21 protein-coding genes and 1 other annotated feature are annotated in these 16,194 nt (G+C 43.4%); all 21 genes read left to right on the forward strand.

Going from position 1 to position 16,194, the window contains the following annotated elements; genetic code table 11:
* The first annotated feature begins 47 nt into the window (after positions 1 to 47).
* The 21 genes from pilM to pheA all read left to right on the forward strand — a co-directional run bounded on the left by pilM (position 48) and on the right by pheA (position 15,939).
* Positions 48 to 1,040: a pilus assembly protein PilM gene (gene pilM, locus MKY84_RS07520; protein ID WP_342525240.1), complete on the forward strand. Its 993-nt coding sequence runs from the start codon at positions 48 to 50 to the stop codon at positions 1,038 to 1,040.
* Positions 1,024 to 1,620, forward strand: coding sequence for a PilN domain-containing protein (locus tag MKY84_RS07525; protein ID WP_342525242.1), 597 nt, complete (start codon positions 1,024 to 1,026; stop codon positions 1,618 to 1,620). The genes pilM and MKY84_RS07525 overlap by 17 nt, the downstream gene beginning before the upstream one ends.
* The gene (locus MKY84_RS07530; protein ID WP_342525244.1) at positions 1,617 to 2,357 is read left to right on the forward strand and encodes a hypothetical protein; all 741 of its coding nucleotides are present in this window, start codon (positions 1,617 to 1,619) and stop codon (positions 2,355 to 2,357) included. Before MKY84_RS07525 ends, MKY84_RS07530 begins: the two co-directional genes overlap by 4 nt.
* A gap of 19 nt (positions 2,358 to 2,376) precedes the next feature.
* Complete coding sequence (locus MKY84_RS07535; protein WP_342525246.1) at positions 2,377 to 3,930, forward strand: GGDEF domain-containing protein; 1,554 nt, start codon at positions 2,377 to 2,379, stop codon at positions 3,928 to 3,930.
* Positions 3,927 to 4,679, forward strand: a complete 753-nt coding sequence (locus MKY84_RS07540) for a prepilin peptidase (protein ID WP_342525248.1) — start codon at positions 3,927 to 3,929, stop codon at positions 4,677 to 4,679. Before MKY84_RS07535 ends, MKY84_RS07540 begins: the two co-directional genes overlap by 4 nt.
* A gap of 119 nt (positions 4,680 to 4,798) precedes the next feature.
* Positions 4,799 to 5,431, forward strand: coding sequence for a hypothetical protein (locus tag MKY84_RS07545; RefSeq protein WP_342525250.1), 633 nt, complete (start codon positions 4,799 to 4,801; stop codon positions 5,429 to 5,431).
* 88 nt (positions 5,432 to 5,519) lie between these two features.
* Positions 5,520 to 6,221 (forward strand): DNA repair protein RadC, encoded by a 702-nt coding sequence (gene radC, locus MKY84_RS07550; protein WP_342525253.1) that lies wholly within the window; start codon positions 5,520 to 5,522, stop codon positions 6,219 to 6,221.
* A 79-nt stretch (positions 6,222 to 6,300) separates the two neighbouring features.
* Positions 6,301 to 7,320, forward strand: coding sequence for a rod shape-determining protein (locus MKY84_RS07555; protein WP_342525254.1), 1,020 nt, complete (start codon positions 6,301 to 6,303; stop codon positions 7,318 to 7,320).
* A gap of 12 nt (positions 7,321 to 7,332) precedes the next feature.
* Positions 7,333 to 8,232 (forward strand): rod shape-determining protein MreC, encoded by a 900-nt coding sequence (gene mreC, locus MKY84_RS07560; RefSeq protein WP_342525255.1) that lies wholly within the window; start codon positions 7,333 to 7,335, stop codon positions 8,230 to 8,232.
* Positions 8,229 to 8,753 (forward strand): rod shape-determining protein MreD, encoded by a 525-nt coding sequence (gene mreD / locus MKY84_RS07565; RefSeq protein WP_342525257.1) that lies wholly within the window; start codon positions 8,229 to 8,231, stop codon positions 8,751 to 8,753. Before mreC ends, mreD begins: the two co-directional genes overlap by 4 nt.
* 17 nt (positions 8,754 to 8,770) lie before the next feature.
* Complete coding sequence (minC, locus tag MKY84_RS07570; RefSeq protein ID WP_342525259.1) at positions 8,771 to 9,442, forward strand: septum site-determining protein MinC; 672 nt, start codon at positions 8,771 to 8,773, stop codon at positions 9,440 to 9,442.
* A gap of 1 nt (position 9,443) precedes the next feature.
* The gene (gene minD / locus MKY84_RS07575; RefSeq protein WP_342525261.1) at positions 9,444 to 10,244 is read left to right on the forward strand and encodes a septum site-determining protein MinD; all 801 of its coding nucleotides are present in this window, start codon (positions 9,444 to 9,446) and stop codon (positions 10,242 to 10,244) included.
* A 194-nt stretch (positions 10,245 to 10,438) separates the two neighbouring features.
* Positions 10,439 to 10,963: a hypothetical protein gene (locus MKY84_RS07580; protein ID WP_342525263.1), complete on the forward strand. Its 525-nt coding sequence runs from the start codon at positions 10,439 to 10,441 to the stop codon at positions 10,961 to 10,963.
* Positions 10,960 to 11,514 (forward strand): hypothetical protein, encoded by a 555-nt coding sequence (locus tag MKY84_RS07585; RefSeq protein ID WP_342525265.1) that lies wholly within the window; start codon positions 10,960 to 10,962, stop codon positions 11,512 to 11,514. Before MKY84_RS07580 ends, MKY84_RS07585 begins: the two co-directional genes overlap by 4 nt.
* Positions 11,515 to 11,564: 50 nt before the next feature.
* Positions 11,565 to 11,642 (forward strand) — a sequence feature (ribosomal protein L21 leader region).
* Positions 11,643 to 11,656: 14 nt separating this feature from the next.
* On the forward strand, positions 11,657 to 11,965 hold the full coding sequence (gene rplU / locus MKY84_RS07590; protein WP_204590271.1) for a 50S ribosomal protein L21: 309 nt from the start codon (positions 11,657 to 11,659) through the stop codon (positions 11,963 to 11,965).
* Positions 11,966 to 11,967: 2 nt separating this feature from the next.
* On the forward strand, positions 11,968 to 12,300 hold the full coding sequence (locus MKY84_RS07595) for a ribosomal-processing cysteine protease Prp (protein ID WP_342525270.1): 333 nt from the start codon (positions 11,968 to 11,970) through the stop codon (positions 12,298 to 12,300).
* Between the two features lie 16 nt (positions 12,301 to 12,316).
* The gene (rpmA, locus tag MKY84_RS07600; RefSeq protein WP_342525271.1) at positions 12,317 to 12,607 is read left to right on the forward strand and encodes a 50S ribosomal protein L27; all 291 of its coding nucleotides are present in this window, start codon (positions 12,317 to 12,319) and stop codon (positions 12,605 to 12,607) included.
* 121 nt (positions 12,608 to 12,728) lie between these two features.
* Entirely contained in the window at positions 12,729 to 13,259 is a 531-nt protein-coding gene (locus MKY84_RS07605; protein ID WP_342525273.1) for a Spo0B domain-containing protein, read from the forward strand.
* A 4-nt stretch (positions 13,260 to 13,263) separates the two neighbouring features.
* Complete coding sequence (gene obgE / locus MKY84_RS07610; protein WP_342525274.1) at positions 13,264 to 14,553, forward strand: GTPase ObgE; 1,290 nt, start codon at positions 13,264 to 13,266, stop codon at positions 14,551 to 14,553.
* Between the two features lie 70 nt (positions 14,554 to 14,623).
* Positions 14,624 to 15,079, forward strand: a complete 456-nt coding sequence (locus MKY84_RS07615; RefSeq protein WP_342525275.1) for an ACT domain-containing protein — start codon at positions 14,624 to 14,626, stop codon at positions 15,077 to 15,079.
* Entirely contained in the window at positions 15,079 to 15,939 is an 861-nt protein-coding gene (gene pheA / locus MKY84_RS07620) for a prephenate dehydratase (RefSeq protein WP_342525277.1), read from the forward strand. Before MKY84_RS07615 ends, pheA begins: the two co-directional genes overlap by 1 nt.
* The last annotated feature ends 255 nt before the right edge of the window (positions 15,940 to 16,194 follow it).

Here is a 16,194-nt window from a genome sequence, read left to right on the forward strand (position 1 = left end):
GCTTGGCATTCGACAAGCAGATAGAGAATCGCGAGAGGGGTCATGGGATGTTTCGAAAACGCGGGAGTCGACAGGTTGTGTCGATGGATCTTCACGAAACGGTATTGCGTGCGCTCGTTCGACCACGAGATGATGGGGACGACTGGTTGTTGTATGAAGCAGCTGTGCCATCGGGTTACGTGGAAGACGATGTGATAAAAGATGAAATTGGTTATTTTACATGGTTGAAGGATCAAATTGCGGCGTGGGGATTGAAAAGAGACCAGGTCCGTTATTTTGTGCCAGATAGTGCCGTGATGATGAAAGCGATTGAGCACCCCGAAGATGTGAAACCTGAAGGATTAAAAGGATATGTGCAAATGGAGCTTGGTCGGTCGATTCAGTTGCCATTTGAAAACCCATTACTTGATGTCTATGATCCAGTTCCAGGCGACCAGAAAGCAACATTGTTTGCGGCACCAGCTGAAGAAGTGATGCGCTTTGCGAATGTTTTGGATGATGCAGGAGTGGATCCTGTGATTGCCGATCTTCGAGCATTGTCATCTATTCGTTACTTTACAAAACGCAATTATTTTCAAAAAGAAAAATCATACCTTCTCGTGGAGTGGTTGATGACAGGTGTTGTCGTAACGATCTACCGTGATGGACAAGTAGAATTCCTGCGCTACCAACCTTTTGAAAGAGAAAACGGTATGTACCGTGCATATTCTGAAGGAGAAGATATTGCCTTTCGCTTAGAGGGAGATGTCGAGAGTTATCGCTACCAACTGTCTGAGCAAGTGACAGAGCTTGAGCGAATGATGACCTTCTACCGCTTCTCGATTCATAAGGGCGACATTGCAGTAGAAGAAATTATTGCGTTCGGGGAATCGCCGGAACTCGATTATATTGATTCTCTGCTTCAAGACAATCCTTCATTCCCGCCAGTCACTATGATACGCGATGAAGATGTGCGCAAGTTCTATAACGGCTTTGGCACGAGTGATGTGTCACTGATCGGTCTGGCGTTAAAGGGGGATGTTCATGAATCCGGAGATTAATTTACTTCCCGTCTTTGAAAAGCGAAAGCCGGAAAGTTTTCTTGGCCTTATTTTATTTATTGTAGTATTGGGTGCACTTATTGTATTTTTAGCGATTTACTTGATGGGGATTAAACAAGATGCAGCCGATTTAGCTGCTGAGGAACAAAACCTGATTGCCCAGCGAACAGCTCTTCAACAGCAAGTGACTTCCACTGATCCTGAACCGGAAATTACGTATGCAGATGCAGTGCTATTTGTCGAAACTAATTCGTATCCTGTTTCTCCACTGTATGAAGAAATTCAAAACTTAGCCGACGCCAATACATACGTCCGCAACTATAGTTTTAGCCCGGAAGCCATTACGCTAGCAGTCGATTTTGAAACGAAATCGGAAATCGCCTTTTTTGTAGAGAATTTGATGAAAAGCAACTACTTTGCTAACGTTCAAGTCGATAGTATTTTAGAATTCGAGCCACTTAGTACAACGGAAGAACCTGAAGGCATTGTTGAAGAAGAGCAAGTAGCCCCGCGCTACACGGCTTCGATTCGCATTACGCCACTTCCTGAGTTTGTCGCACAGGGGGTGACGCAGCCATGATGGATTCTATTCGTGAAAACAAGCGAGCCGCTCTTTTACTGTTAGGTGCTGTGATTGCCTTACTTCTTGCGGGCATTTACTACTTATATATTGTGCCACTTCAACAAGAAAATGACGCGAAACGAAATGCCAATGCACTCATCCAATCCGAAATCGTCGTTCTTCAAGAACAAGTGGGAGACGGAGAAGGTGAACTTCCTTTACAAGATGACCCTTACGAACTGATGAAGAAAGTTCCGAATCAACTGGAGCTGGATAAAATCATTCGGACGATTGAAGAGATTGAATTGATCACCGACACAAAAGTTGGCAGCATCAACTTCAATGGCTATGAATCCGAAGGTGTCACTGGTTTTGCCGAAGAAGAAGAGGAAGATGTTGTGAACGAAGAACCAGAACAACAAGCCGAAACACCAGAAACGGATGAAGAGACTCCTGAACCAGGCGACTCCTCAACAGAGGCTCGTGAAGAAGCCTCAACGGAAGAAACACCCACTTCGACAATCTCTGTAGCAGACCTGCCACTCGAGCTTCGTATGATTACGATGACGATTGACGTGACAGCCGAGACAGAAGAGCAACTCGTTGCTATAATGAAAGAAATCGAAAACTTAGAACGCGTGTACCGTATCGACGCACTTGATACAGGACTTCCTGGAGAAGAGCAGATTGCTTCTGAAGCAGAAGAGCAGATCAGTGCATCTGTAACCGTGACTACGTTTTATTATATTCAATGAGCCTGAAGGGGTGGTTGTGATGGAAGTTGGACAAACAATCGTTTATATTTTTGTCTATCTTTTACCTGCAGCCACTCTTTTTATATTGTCTGTTATAGCCCTTCTCTCTAATCCTTCAAACCGTGACAATCAAGTTGTAGCGGCTATCCCCTTCATGTATTCCACACTATTCTTCTTTGAGTTTATTCGACATCTGCTTCCTATCGATAAGAGCCCTATAATGGTTACTTTCATTTTTGGAAATTTAGGTCTGCTGATGTTAGGTATTTCACTACATCTATATTTGCAGATCAGTCGCGTCTATTTGCATCGCAAAATCTGGTTATATCCCTTTAGTTTATATTTCATCCCAGCTGTGCTGATTTTTATCAACCTTTTCAGTGGAGGGAATATCACCAACAGTGATGTTTTCACCCAACAAGGCGCGTGGATTGTTCCTGAATATAATGCGAAGTATTATGGAACGATGGCAGGTTCAATATTCCTAATTTTAATATCAGTTTGCATCATGAATTTAGGTATTAAACTTGAAAATGATAGTAGTCGAGTAAAACTATTAAAATTTATTCGAAATGGTTCTATCGTGACGCTACTATTGATGTTGATACTAGGATTGGTGAATTTCGGTAGTATCTTACCTCCGCATTCCTATATTTTAATTGGCCTTATTTTTAGTATGTATTTGGTCATTGCCATCTATAAATTTAATTTAATCCCTTCTCTTGCAGAGAGGTACCTGACGATATTTGATCTGAACCCCAATGCACTCGTCATCATCAATGAACGTTTTGAGCTGATTGAATTGAACGACGCAGCGACTAAGCAAATTCATCGGTTTGGTCTAAAAGGGACCAACTTGAAGGAAATGCTTGGGCAGCTGACGATTGGAGCGCAATTTGCAGATTTTATTGAAACGCTTAAAAAAACGCCAGTCCATCATCAAGATACTTTCTCTTTTAAAGTGAATGGAGAAAAGATTCATTTACGGATGGATGGTGCGCTGATGAAAATAGATGCGAATACGCTATTTGCCATCATTTTCCGAGATATGACGAAGGAGATTGAATCTAGTCGTCTCGTTAATCGATTGGCGTACCGTGATTCTTTGACAGGTCTTGCTAACCGGACTTATTTTATTCAAGAACTTGAAAATGCTATGGTGCTCCAAAAACCAGTTGGCGTATTGCTGATTGATCTGAACCGTTTTAAACAAGTGAATGATCGGTATGGCCATTTGAGTGGAGATGAAGTGCTGAAAGCTTTTGCCGAACTGTTGTCTAAATCATTTCCATCGCCTCATTTCGCTGCACGTCTCGGAGGCGACGAGTTCGTCGTTTTACTATTCGGGATTACGCGCCAACCACAGCTTGATGAAAATATCCAGTTCATCCGTCAAAAAGGAAAGAACTTTAAAGTTCACCTAGGAGAACATGAGATTCCTGTCGAATACAGTGTAGGTGGAGCGTATTATCAATATGGCGACACGCTAGACGAACTGTTGATGCGTGCAGATGAACAGATGTACAAAGAAAAATACAAAGATCGTCCCCATGAAAGGAATTCATTCAATTGACCGCTGTCGTGACAACCTTCTTTTTTATCTATGGTTTAGTGTTTGGTAGTTTTTATAATGTTGTTGGCCTTCGAGTGCCAGAGGGTGAATCCATTGTCCGTCCGCCTTCGCATTGCCCGAAGTGTAATCGACGTTTGACCGTGCTTGACCTTATTCCCGTATTTTCTTATTTATTTTTAAGAGGAGAGTGTCGTGGATGTGGGTCGAAGATTAGCTTTATTTATCCATTGATGGAACTGATAACAGGTATCTTATTTGCCCTTGCATTTTGGCATTTTGGTTGGTCATGGGAACTGGCTGTTGCGTTATTATTCTACTCGTTATTAGTCGTATTGACGGTGTCAGATTTAGCCTATATGTTGATTCCAGACAAGTTTTTGCTGTTTTTCGGAATCCCGCTCGTCATTTTACGAATTTTCGAACCTCTTGACCCATGGTGGGATAGCTACCTAGGTGCTGCCGTCGGGTTTAGCTTATTGCTGTTGATAGCCATTGTCTCGCGTGGAGGCATGGGAGGCGGCGACATCAAATTATTTCTAGTGATTGGGATTGTGCTCGGTACAATCAATTCGCTAGTCGTTCTTGCCATAGCTTCTGTCATTGGGTTGATTTTTGGTCTAATTTCTCTACGTTTATCGAAACGCGGACGAAAGACACCTATTCCATTTGGTCCGTCGATTGCCATTGCTGCTGTTGTAGTGCATCTCTATGGTGAACAACTTATTGATTGGTATATGAACCTCTTCTAAAACCGGCGATTGCCGGTTTTTTGTCTTTTAAACTCGAACGATTCTTCCTTCTAAATTTCATCCTTCGACTACGTTTGCATCCAGCTTCCCCTAAGCTAACAGAAAAGGAGGCGAACGGCTTGATCCGCACCAAACAAAAAGATTATAGCATTTACTTCATCGCCATTGCGCAGGGGGTCTTGATTGGAATCGTTGGGTTCTTGCTCATTGGCTATCTGATTACCTATCTTGACGAAAAAGGCGCTCCGTCAGAGATGACGACAGTCCCTGTCAATGCCGCACCAGAAACCGACAAGCCTGCAACGAGTGGTGAGAATGAGAGTGCACTGGACTATTACACGGTGCAGTACGGTGTTTTTTCCACGGAAGAAGCAGCGCAAAACTATTTAAAAGGGCTTGAGTTACCAACAGCCCAAATTGTCCAACTGGATAGTTATTTATTTATTTGGGAAGGATTTAGTGCAACTGCTGAGGGGCTATCCAAAAAACAAGAGGTCCAATCGTTTACGAAAAATGTAAAAGTCACTACGAAATCATGTCCAGCTCATGTTCAGTTGTTAGTTGAACAGTTAGCTCAAGTGGATGATCAAAATAAACTTTTGACAGAGGCAGAGCTGCGAAAATTTAAAAGTGAGGAAATGCAAAAGCTGCAAACCATATTCGATTCTTTGAAAGATAAAACAGCCAAGTCCTTGTACTTACTCGATACGCTGTTGGTGGCAGAAAGTTGTGTCAAAATTGAATTGAATTAATCGCCTCTACACAATTTCATTATTGTAATTGCACGCGATTTTTCACCAATTCGATGACCCTGTAGACTGGTTTTAAAGGGGGAATACCATGACAAAACTACTAACAGAATCCTTTGAGCTGATTCGAGATGTTAATCACGATGACCGTCCACGAGAACGATTGATCCAACAAGGGGCACAAAGTTTATCGAACCAAGAGTTACTTGCAATTCTACTTCGAACAGGGACAAAAGATCGATCGGTTTTATCCTTGTCGAATGAAATATTAAACTACTTTGAACGTATCCATTACTTAAAAAATGCCACGATTGAAGAATTAACTCAGATTAAAGGAGTGGGTACTGTTAAAGCCGTTCAATTACTAGCAGCCGTCGAATTCGGCAGAAGACTCTCGACGCAAGATGTTCAAGACCGCGTTACCGTAAGATCACCAAAAGATGCAGCCGATTATATTAAACATGACCTGCACCATTTGATGCAGGAGCATTTCATCATTTTATTTTTGAACGTAAAAAATCAAATCATTCACAAACAAACCATTTTTATCGGTGGACTGAGTGCTTCAATTGTTCATCCTCGTGAAGTGTTTCGAGAAGCCATAAAAAAATCTTGCGCCTCAATAATTGCGGTACACAACCATCCAAGTGGGAACCCCACACCGTCTCCTGAAGACATCGCTGTGACCAAACGCCTACGAGATGCCGGGCAGATCATGGGTATCGAGTTACTGGATCATTTGATTATCGGTGACCATCAATTCATCAGTCTGAAAGAAAAGGGGTACATGTGAGGCTGTATTAATTTCCATCTATCGTCTATAATAAAGTTTATGACGCCCAATGTGGCAGCGATAGAAAGGAAGTTGTAACGTGTTTGGATTTGGAGCAAAAGATATTGGGATTGATTTAGGAACAGCAAATACACTTGTATTTATGAAGGGGAAGGGTATTGTCCTTCGTGAGCCTTCGGTAGTAGCTAAAAATACGCAAACAAATGACATCGTAGCTGTAGGTAACGATGCACGTAATATGATCGGCCGTACACCAGGGTCAATCGTCGCGATTCGTCCGATGAAAGATGGCGTAATTGCTGACTATGAAACTACTTGGAAAATGATTGAGTACTATATGAAAAACGGTTTGAAAGCTGCCGGCACGAGCTGGAGCAAGCCAAATGTAATGATCTGCGTACCTTACGGAATTACTTCTGTAGAACAACGTGCTGTTATCGATGCAGCTAAACAAGCAGGAGCACGTGATGCAGTTACAATTGAAGAGCCATTTGCAGCAGCAATTGGAGCAAATCTTCCGGTTTGGGAACCAACTGGTTCAATGGTCGTCGATATTGGTGGAGGTACAACAGAAGTGGCGGTTATTTCACTAGGCGGTATCGTCACAAGTGAATCTGTTCGTGTTGCAGGTGATTCGATGGATCTAGCGATTGTTAGCTATATCCGCAAAATGTATAACCTAACAATTGGGGAACGTACTTCAGAAGCTATTAAGATGGAGATTGGTTCTGCATTAGTTATTGGTGAAGAAGAGAAGATGGAAATTCGTGGACGTGACCTGGTAACGGGCTTACCAAAAACGATTGAAGTTTCTTCTAAAGAAATTGCCGACGCTTTACGTGAATCTATTTCCGTTATTATTGACGGAGTAAAACGTACGCTTGAAAAAACGCCTCCAGAATTGTCTGCGGACATCATGGAACGTGGCATTATGCTTACAGGTGGGGGAGCATTGCTGAAAAACTTGGACAAAGTGATCAGTGATGAGACAAACATGCCTGTATTTATCGCAGAAGAGCCACTGGATTGTGTCGCTATCGGTACAGGTATGGCGCTCGATCACATGAACGATATTCGCAAACAACAACCACGCCGATAAGGAGACGTTGACATGCCATCATTATTTTCTGCTAAACGGTTGATCGCATTATTGGTGGGCATGATCGTTCTTGTTGTGTTAATCAGCTTTTCACTCCGTGACCGGGACAATGCAAACCCGGCGGAGTCATTGATAAAGGATGTCGTTGGTTTTGGTCAATCACTGGTTGCCAAGCCAACGCATTTTGTCGTTGAACGTTACACGAAAATTGAAAGTTTTCTCCATACATATGAAGAAAATGAGCGTTTGAAGGCACGCATCCAAGATTATGCCTCTGTTCAAGCCGAAGTCCAACAGCTCCAGCAAGAAAACGCAGAGCTTGAAGAACTTGTCGGGATTGAAGAGGACTTGAGCGATTATGAACCGATTCGCGCAACGGTCATCGCACGAAACCCCGATCAGTGGGATGAAAAAATCATCCTCGACCGTGGTACCGTTCATGGCGTCGAAGCCAATATGGCTGTCATGACGGCCAAGGGATTAATTGGGAAAGTAACACTCGTCACCAATCGCACAGCCACTGTCGAATTAGTGACGACACAAAATCCAAACAACCGCATCTCTGCTTTTGTGGCAGAAGATGAATCGATTTTTGGATTGATTGAAGGCTACGATGAAGAACGCCGCGAGTTAATCTTGCGTCGACTTGATACAAATGCCAAAGTGGAAAAAGGTCAAAAAATCACATCTTCAGGGCTCGGCGGGATTTTTCCAAAAGGAATTTACATTGGAGAAATCACAGAAGTCACTTCAGATGACCATGGTCTGACCAAGCTTGCTTACGTCAAACCGGCCGATGATTTCTTGACATTAAATCAAGTTCTCATAGCCTCTCGCACAGTACCTATGGTTACGGGTGAAGATGGTGACGTAGAAGGAGAGGAAGTAGCGGAAGGAGAGGACAGTGAATGATTCGTTTTCTTGTCATCTTCATCGCGCTTTTTCTTTTTTATATGGAACCCGTCTTTGGTCTTTTATCCCCCGTTAGCATCGGTCCAGAATTTTATATTTTAGTCCCACGCTTTTTGATCATTTACTTAGTGTTTGTAGCGATTTATTACAATCGCAAGCGGGCAATCATCCTTGGTGTGATTTTTGGTCTCTTGTATGATGTGTTTTTCATTGATATTATTGGATTGTATAGCTTTATCTATCCGATACTCATTGCCATCAGTGTATGGGTGATGCGTCACGTGCATCTTAACGTACTGACGTTATCGTTACTTCTGCTGATGCTGCTTGCCGGGCTGGAGTCGTTGCTCTTTGTGTTCAATACTATTATTGGCACAAGCAGTCTGCTATTTGATGAATTTCTACAATTGCGCCTGCTTCCGACGATGCTTGCAAATCTCGTATTTGTGGTTGCCACAGGCTGGTTCTTCAAATGGCTACTCGTCCAGCGTTACGAACAAAAATATCACGTAAACACATGATAGATGGGGTGAAGTGTTTGTCCAAACAACAAGGAATCACCATCCGAGGAACAAAAGATGGTCTTGTCATGCGCCTTGATGACCAAATGGGGTATCAAGAGCTGCTTGACGAACTGAGAGATAAAATGAATGAAGAAGCGTTTGACGGTACAGCTGAAATGACGATTCAACTGGGTCATCGTTATTTGACGAACGAACAGAAAAAAGACGTGATTCAACTGATTGAAAAAGATCAGAAGATCCGTATCACGAAAGTTCAAAGTGAAGTTATGTCTGTCGAAGAATTCAACCAACGTCTCATTGAAAAGCAATCTGAAACGTATGTCGGCATTGTTCGCTCTGGGCAAGTCGTTCAAGCTGAAGGAGATCTTGTGGTGATTGGTGATATCAATCCTAATGGTCGTGTCGTCGCAGGTGGGAACATCTATGTATTAGGCCGTTTAAAAGGGATTGCTCATGCTGGTGCCAAAGGAAACCGAGGTGCTGTGATTGCAGCTAGCTGGTTAGAAGCCACTCATTTAAAGATTGATGATGTGTTGGAGACCATGACTGATGAGCTGACAGTCCTTTCCGAACACCCAGAAATGGAATGTGCCTACTTACATACAACAGGGAAGTTGGTCATTGACCGACTTCAAGAATTAAGACGGATTCGTCCGGACATCTCGACGTTTAAAGGAGGAATCTAATGTGGGACAAGCAATCGTAATAACTTCAGGTAAAGGGGGCGTTGGTAAGACAACGTCGACAGCTAACCTGGGAACTGCATTAGCTTTACAAGGCAAGAAAGTATGTCTGGTTGATACCGATATCGGTCTTCGCAACTTAGATGTGGTCCTTGGACTTGAAAACCGTATCATCTATGATTTAGTAGACGTAGTGGAAGGGCGTTGTAAAGCGCATCAAGCACTCGTAAAAGATAAACGTTTTGACGATAAATTGTTCTTACTACCAGCTGCACAAACGGCTGATAAGCACGCTGTAACACCCGAACAAATGAGAGAATTGATTGGGGAACTGAAGCAAGATTATGACTATATCCTGATCGATTGCCCTGCAGGGATCGAGCAAGGGTATAAAAATGCCGTCGCAGGTGCTGACCAGGCGATCGTTGTCACAACACCAGAAATTTCTGCCGTGCGCGATGCGGATCGAATCATTGGGCTTCTTGAACAAGAGCCAAACTTGGCTCCGCCAAAATTGATCATTAACCGCATTCGTCAACATTTGATGGACAGAGGTGAGGCGTTAGATGTGAATGAAATCACAACACATCTTTCAATTGATCTATTAGGTATCGTCGCGGATGACGAACGTGTTATCAGTTCATCCAACAAAGGGGAACCAATTGTTATGGACCCAACGACGAAAGCTTCACAAGGCTACCGCAACATTGCTCGTCGAATTCTTGGAGAGTCTGTGCCTCTTATGTCCATGACTAATACTAAGGCCGGCATGTTCTCGAAAATTAAATCTATTTTCAGCAAATAATTTCTTGGCTAGGCTGAGAAAAATCAATTCAGTAGGTTCTCTAGATGAAATTCTAGGGAATCTGCTTTTTTTTTATGTTGAGTTTCGTTCCGAGGTCCCATCGTATTTACAAGTCAACGAAATCAAGTTGCGAACGCTAAATTGTTCTCCACAATCCCCCAGTCGCATAGTTTAATACAAAAAGGGGAATTCCCATGCCAAGCTACCAATGGAAACTCGCTATCTACATCACACTCATCTTACTCCTCACGCAGTTTGCTTTCTCTAAAAACTGGATTTCCTTTTCACCCGGCACCACGCTGTTTGCAGACGCCGAATGGTTTCCGCAGCCGAGTCTTCCCATAGCCACAAAAGATCTTGTGCCCGTCACAGCAGACATGGACCAGGATCAAACATTCGTCTATACGTCCTATCAACCGTACGAACAAGGTCTTTTAGTTCGAGTAGATGCCCATCAACCCGTGCTTGCTAAATCAAGCGGCATGGTATTGTTTACGGGAGAGAAGCGCAAGACAGGGAAGACAATGACGATTGCTTATGACAGTGGAGACACTGTAACCTATGGCTTTTTGCATGAGTTTGAAATGCTTCCTTACACGCGATTTGATGCCCAGGCTATCCTTGGCCAATCATCTGAAGATCTTTTCTACATTCATCACGACAATCACCTGCAAACGCTTGATCCCGAGTCACTGATGATGTGGCTCACAATGGAATGAAGCTTCGCATCCATCCAGTGCTAGTCATTTGGTTCGGTCTTCTTGTCATCACGGGGCAGGCCGGACTTTTTTCTCTTGTCTTCGCTTCCTTACTCATTCATGAACTGGGTCACTTGATGGCGCTCAAGCTCTGCGGCGTCAAATCCATTCACTGCACATTGTTGCCGTTTGGCGGTAGGTTGGAATGGCAGGATAGGAGAGAGTGGAAGAAGAGAGACATGCTGTTCGTTTACAGTGGAGGGCCTCTTGCGACCAGTGCCCTTTTCAGTCTCTTGTTACTAATGCCGTTTCCGATCCCGCATTTAGTGCTTCAAATCCAGCTCATTATTCTTGCGCTTAATCTTCTGCCAATCCCTCCTCTTGATGGTGGGAATATGTTACGAATCTTACTGAAAGATTCTTCAGTAGCGATTCTTTTAAAACCAATTTATCTTATAACGTTTTGCTGTTTTGGCTTGTATGCTTACAATCAAATTGCATTTGCCAATCTCTTCCCAGCAATGATTTGGGGAGTGCTCGCATTAGAAAATTATAGGACGATAAAGTCTTGACTCTACTTGCTTAATTATGGTATTCTATTTGTTGTTAGTCTTTGTAGCACCTGTGGCTGCAACCGCTCTGGGAAGGTTCAAGAATTCCTCCGGGAATCACCTGATGGCAGGCGAGTCTAAGTATATGAGGAGGTGCAGGGATATGTACGCAATTATTGAAACTGGTGGTAAACAAATCAAAGTTGAGGCTGGTCAAGAAATCTACATCGAGAAATTGAATGTAGACGCTGATGAGACTGTAACATTTGATAAAGTTTTATTCGTTGGTGGTAACGATGTGAAAGTTGGAGCTCCATTCGTGGAAGGCGCAACTGTAACAGCGAAAGCCGTGAAGAATGGTAAAGCTAAGAAAATTACTGTCTTCAAATACAAAGCGAAGAAAAACTACCGCAAAAAGCAAGGTCACCGTCAACCGTACACGAAATTAGTAGTTGACGCAATCAACCTATAATCATGATTCGTGTTGTTTTCAACCGAACGGATAAAGGGAAGATTCAGTCATTTTCGATGTCCGGCCATGCTGAATTTGATGACAGTGGGAAAGATTTAGTCTGTGCAGGAGCTTCGGCCGTTGCATTTGGCGCTGTGAATTCTCTGTTTGAGAATGCCGAAATTGAACCCATCATTGATTTAGGTAAGGACGGAGGCTATTTAGCCGTCGAGATTCCTCTACTGGAGGATGACGTGACGAAGTTTAAAGTCGAGATTATTCTTGAAACACTTCGCACATCACTCGAGACAATAGAAAAAGATTATGAACAGTATATAAAAATATCCTATAACTAAACAGGTGGTGAGACACATGTTAAGATTAGATCTTCAGTTTTTCGCATCGAAAAAAGGAGTAGGTTCGACTAAAAATGGTCGTGACTCTCACTCTAAACGTCTTGGCGCTAAGCGTGCAGACGGTCAATTCGTATCTGGTGGTTCAATTCTTTACCGTCAACGCGGTACAAAAATTCACCCAGGTGAAAACGTAGGCCGTGGTGGTGACGATACACTTTTCGCTAAAGTTGATGGAGTAGTTCGTTTCGAACGCTTCGGACGCGACAAGAAAAAAGTGAGCGTATACCCAACAGCTCAAGAAGCATAAGCTTATCTGTTTAAAGGACTGCACTTGCAGTCCTTTTTATTTTGCTACTGTGCACATGGAGTGGAATTTATGTGTATGCAGAGGTTATAATAGAGACACACTAGCTGTGGAGTTGACGCAAATGAATGAACAATTGGAAATTAATAAAGTGCTACGCGCTTTCAATCACGATACACTGAATCGGCTTCAGGTGATGCAGATGAATCTGGACCTGGGGCGAACGGAAGAAGTACGCCGACTTATCGAAAACTATTCGTTACGTTGCCAATACTTTTTCAAACTAAATAATGCTGGTTTCAAGCAAAGCAATAATTGGCTAGAAACGATTCATATGTATCATCCGGAGCTGAAAACCACCTATGAAGTCAAAGGTGACTTAAAAGCAACAGAGTCACAAGACCGTGAAATGGTTGAAGTGTTCCAAACATTTGTCAGACAGATGAAACAGCGGTTTACCGGCTACCATGACCAATTGATGCACGTCTCGTTTGATATGGAAGAGCCAATGGAAATTTGTATTCAATTCGTCGGAAATTGGTCAGATCTCGAAGGCATAACTTGCGAACGCGATGCAGAATTTATTACAGAAGTACAAGAATATACAAAAACCTCTCTAAAGCTACGACTAGTGGAAAGAAGAGGACAGGAGTGAGAACATGTTTGTCGATCACGTAAAGATTTACATTAAAGGCGGTGACGGCGGAGATGGCATGGTAGCCTTCCGTCGAGAAAAGTATGTACCAAATGGAGGACCTGCAGGTGGAGACGGCGGTCGCGGAGGAAATGTCGTGTTTGTCGTGGACGAAGGTCTACGTACATTAATGGATTTCCGATTCAAACGTAACTTTAAAGCAGAACGTGGTGAGCATGGCGCTACAAAAGGCATGCATGGCCGTGGGTCTGGCGATATGGTTATTAAAGTTCCACCAGGAACGGTTGTTATCGACGAAGCTTCAGGCGATATTCTTGCGGATCTTGTGGAACAAGGTCAGAAAAAGACAATCGCTAAAGGTGGACGTGGTGGCCGCGGGAACATCCGCTTTGCAACACCAGCTAACCCAGCACCAGAACTCTCTGAAAAAGGAGAGCCAGGTCAAGAATTAAACGTTGTGCTTGAGCTGAAAGTTCTAGCAGACGCAGGTCTTGTAGGATTCCCAAGTGTTGGGAAGTCAACATTACTATCTGTTGTTTCAGCTGCTAAGCCTAAAATTGGCGCTTATCACTTCACAACTATCGTGCCAAACCTAGGAATGGTCGATATGGAGAACAACCAAAGCTTCGTTATGGCCGATCTTCCGGGATTGATCGAAGGCGCGTCTGAAGGCGTTGGACTTGGTCACCAATTCCTCAAGCATATTGAGCGTACTCGTGTTATCGTGCACGTCATCGATATGTCCGGCATGGAGGGTCGCGACCCGTACGAAGATTATGTAACAATCAACGAAGAGTTGAAAAACTACAACATGCGTTTGACTGAGCGTAAACAAATTATTGTTGCTAACAAAATGGACATGCCAGATGCAGAAGAAAACCTTCAAGCATTTAAAGAAAAAGTGGGCGAAGACGTTCAGATTTATCCAATCTCAGCAGTTTCTCGCCAAGGTTTACAGCCATTACTGTATGCAATTGCAACAGTTCTTGAAACGGCTCCTGAATATCCATTGCATGAAGTGGTGGAAGAGGCGTCTGACAAGTCTGTTCTTTACAAGCATGAAGCATCTCGCGATCACTTTGTAATTACACGCGAAGATGATGGTGCATTTGTCTTATCAGGTGGTACTGTAGAGCGCGTATTCAAAATGACTGATTTCTCTCGTGAAGAGTCCATCCGTCGTTTTGCACGTCAGCTTCGTGGTATGGGGATCGATGATGCCTTACGCGAACGTGGTGCCAAAGATGGCGACATCGTGCGTCTTCTTGAATTTGAATTTGAATTTATCGAATAGTCCTGCGTAGAGCACCCCTAACCCGGGTGCTTTGCCTATACATAGAAACACTAGGAAAGGCGGAGCCGATGTGAAAGATGTAACCAATCAACATTTTTATTTAGTGCGTGAAGATGTCCTGACCGAAGCGATGCAGAAGACGCTCGAAGCCAAAGCGCTACTGCAGACGGGGAAAGTAAGCTCCATTTGGGACGCAGTGAAGGAAGTCGATTTGTCGAGAAGTGCATTCTATAAATACCGTGACGCCGTCTTTCCCTTCCATTCCATTGTGCAAGAACGTATCTTGACCGTCTTTTTACAGTTAGAAGACAGAGAAGGGACGCTTGCTCGTCTTTTGCAACTTGTAGCCGATAGCCAGTGCAACATCTTGACCATTCACCAAACGATTCCGATTCAAGGTCGTGCAAGTGTTACGTTGTCCTTGGATGTCACGACAATGAGCAAAGATATTAACGAATTTTTAGGGGACATGAAGCGACTTGATTTTGTGGAAGCGGCTGATGTCATCAGTTCAGGTGCATTTTAATGACGCGAATCGCTTATCTAGGTCCAGAAGCTTCTTTTACACACTTAGCGGCAAAATCCATTTTTCCGGCTGACTCACTTGTCCCGATGCGCACGATTCCGGAATGCATTGAGGCTGTATCTCAGCAGAAAGCGAAGTTGGCGGTCGTTCCAGTTGAAAATGCATTAGAGGGAACGGTGCCGTTAACGATTGATTATTTATTTCATGAAGCCAACGTCTACATACAAGCAGAGGTTCTTGCGCCGATTGCCCAACATCTGATGGTTCACCCCGACCATTTGCAGGCTTGGGATCAGGTAGAGACAATTTACTCGCATCCTCATGCTTTAGCGCAGTGCCATAAATATTTGTCGTACCGGTTGTCTCATGTTCCAACCGAACAGTATTCTTCGACTGCAGCTGCAGCTAAGCTATGTGCTGATCACCCTGAACGGGCGATTGCTGCGATTGCTAATGAAACGGCAGCTCATGAATACGGGTTGGTCATTGTAGAACGCGATATCCATGACTTTCATTTTAACCATACACGCTTCTTAGTATTGAGCTCTAAAAATGAGCGCATCGAGCGTGCCGATCGACAACCTCAAATCAAAACGACGTGGATGCTTAAGCTACCGCAAGATGATAGACCAGGAATTTTGCATCAAGTGTTATCAGTTTTCGCTTGGCGCCGTTTGAATTTAAGTAAAATTGAGTCACGACCTTTGAAGACAGGTCTTGGTCATTACTTTTTCATCATCGACATTCTCGAGGAAGAAGAGCATATCATGATGAAGGGGGCAGAGGAGGAACTGACTTTTCTTGGCTGCACAGTGAAGACTCTCGGCTCTTATTATACGTACGAAACGGAAAGTGAATAATTGTTTGTGACCCAGCCTAGTGCTGGGTTTTTCTTTTGTTAGGAAGGGGTGGGTATCAAGGGGGGTGGGGTTGGTGGCGTGAAATGGTTTCCATAATATGACTTCGTCTCATTAAAATGCAAGTATGTCGAACAAAATACGTTTTCGTCTAATTAAATTTCAATTTCATCTCATTAAACCGCTGTTTCGTCCTATGAACGCTCGCTCGACCGCCACACAACACAAAACTAGTTCAAATAAATTTATTATGGAAAC

Origin of the sequence: Chryseomicrobium sp. FSL W7-1435 (assembly GCF_038595005.1) — a bacterium.
In the GTDB taxonomy this organism is placed as follows: Bacteria; Bacillota; Bacilli; order Bacillales_A; family Planococcaceae; genus Chryseomicrobium.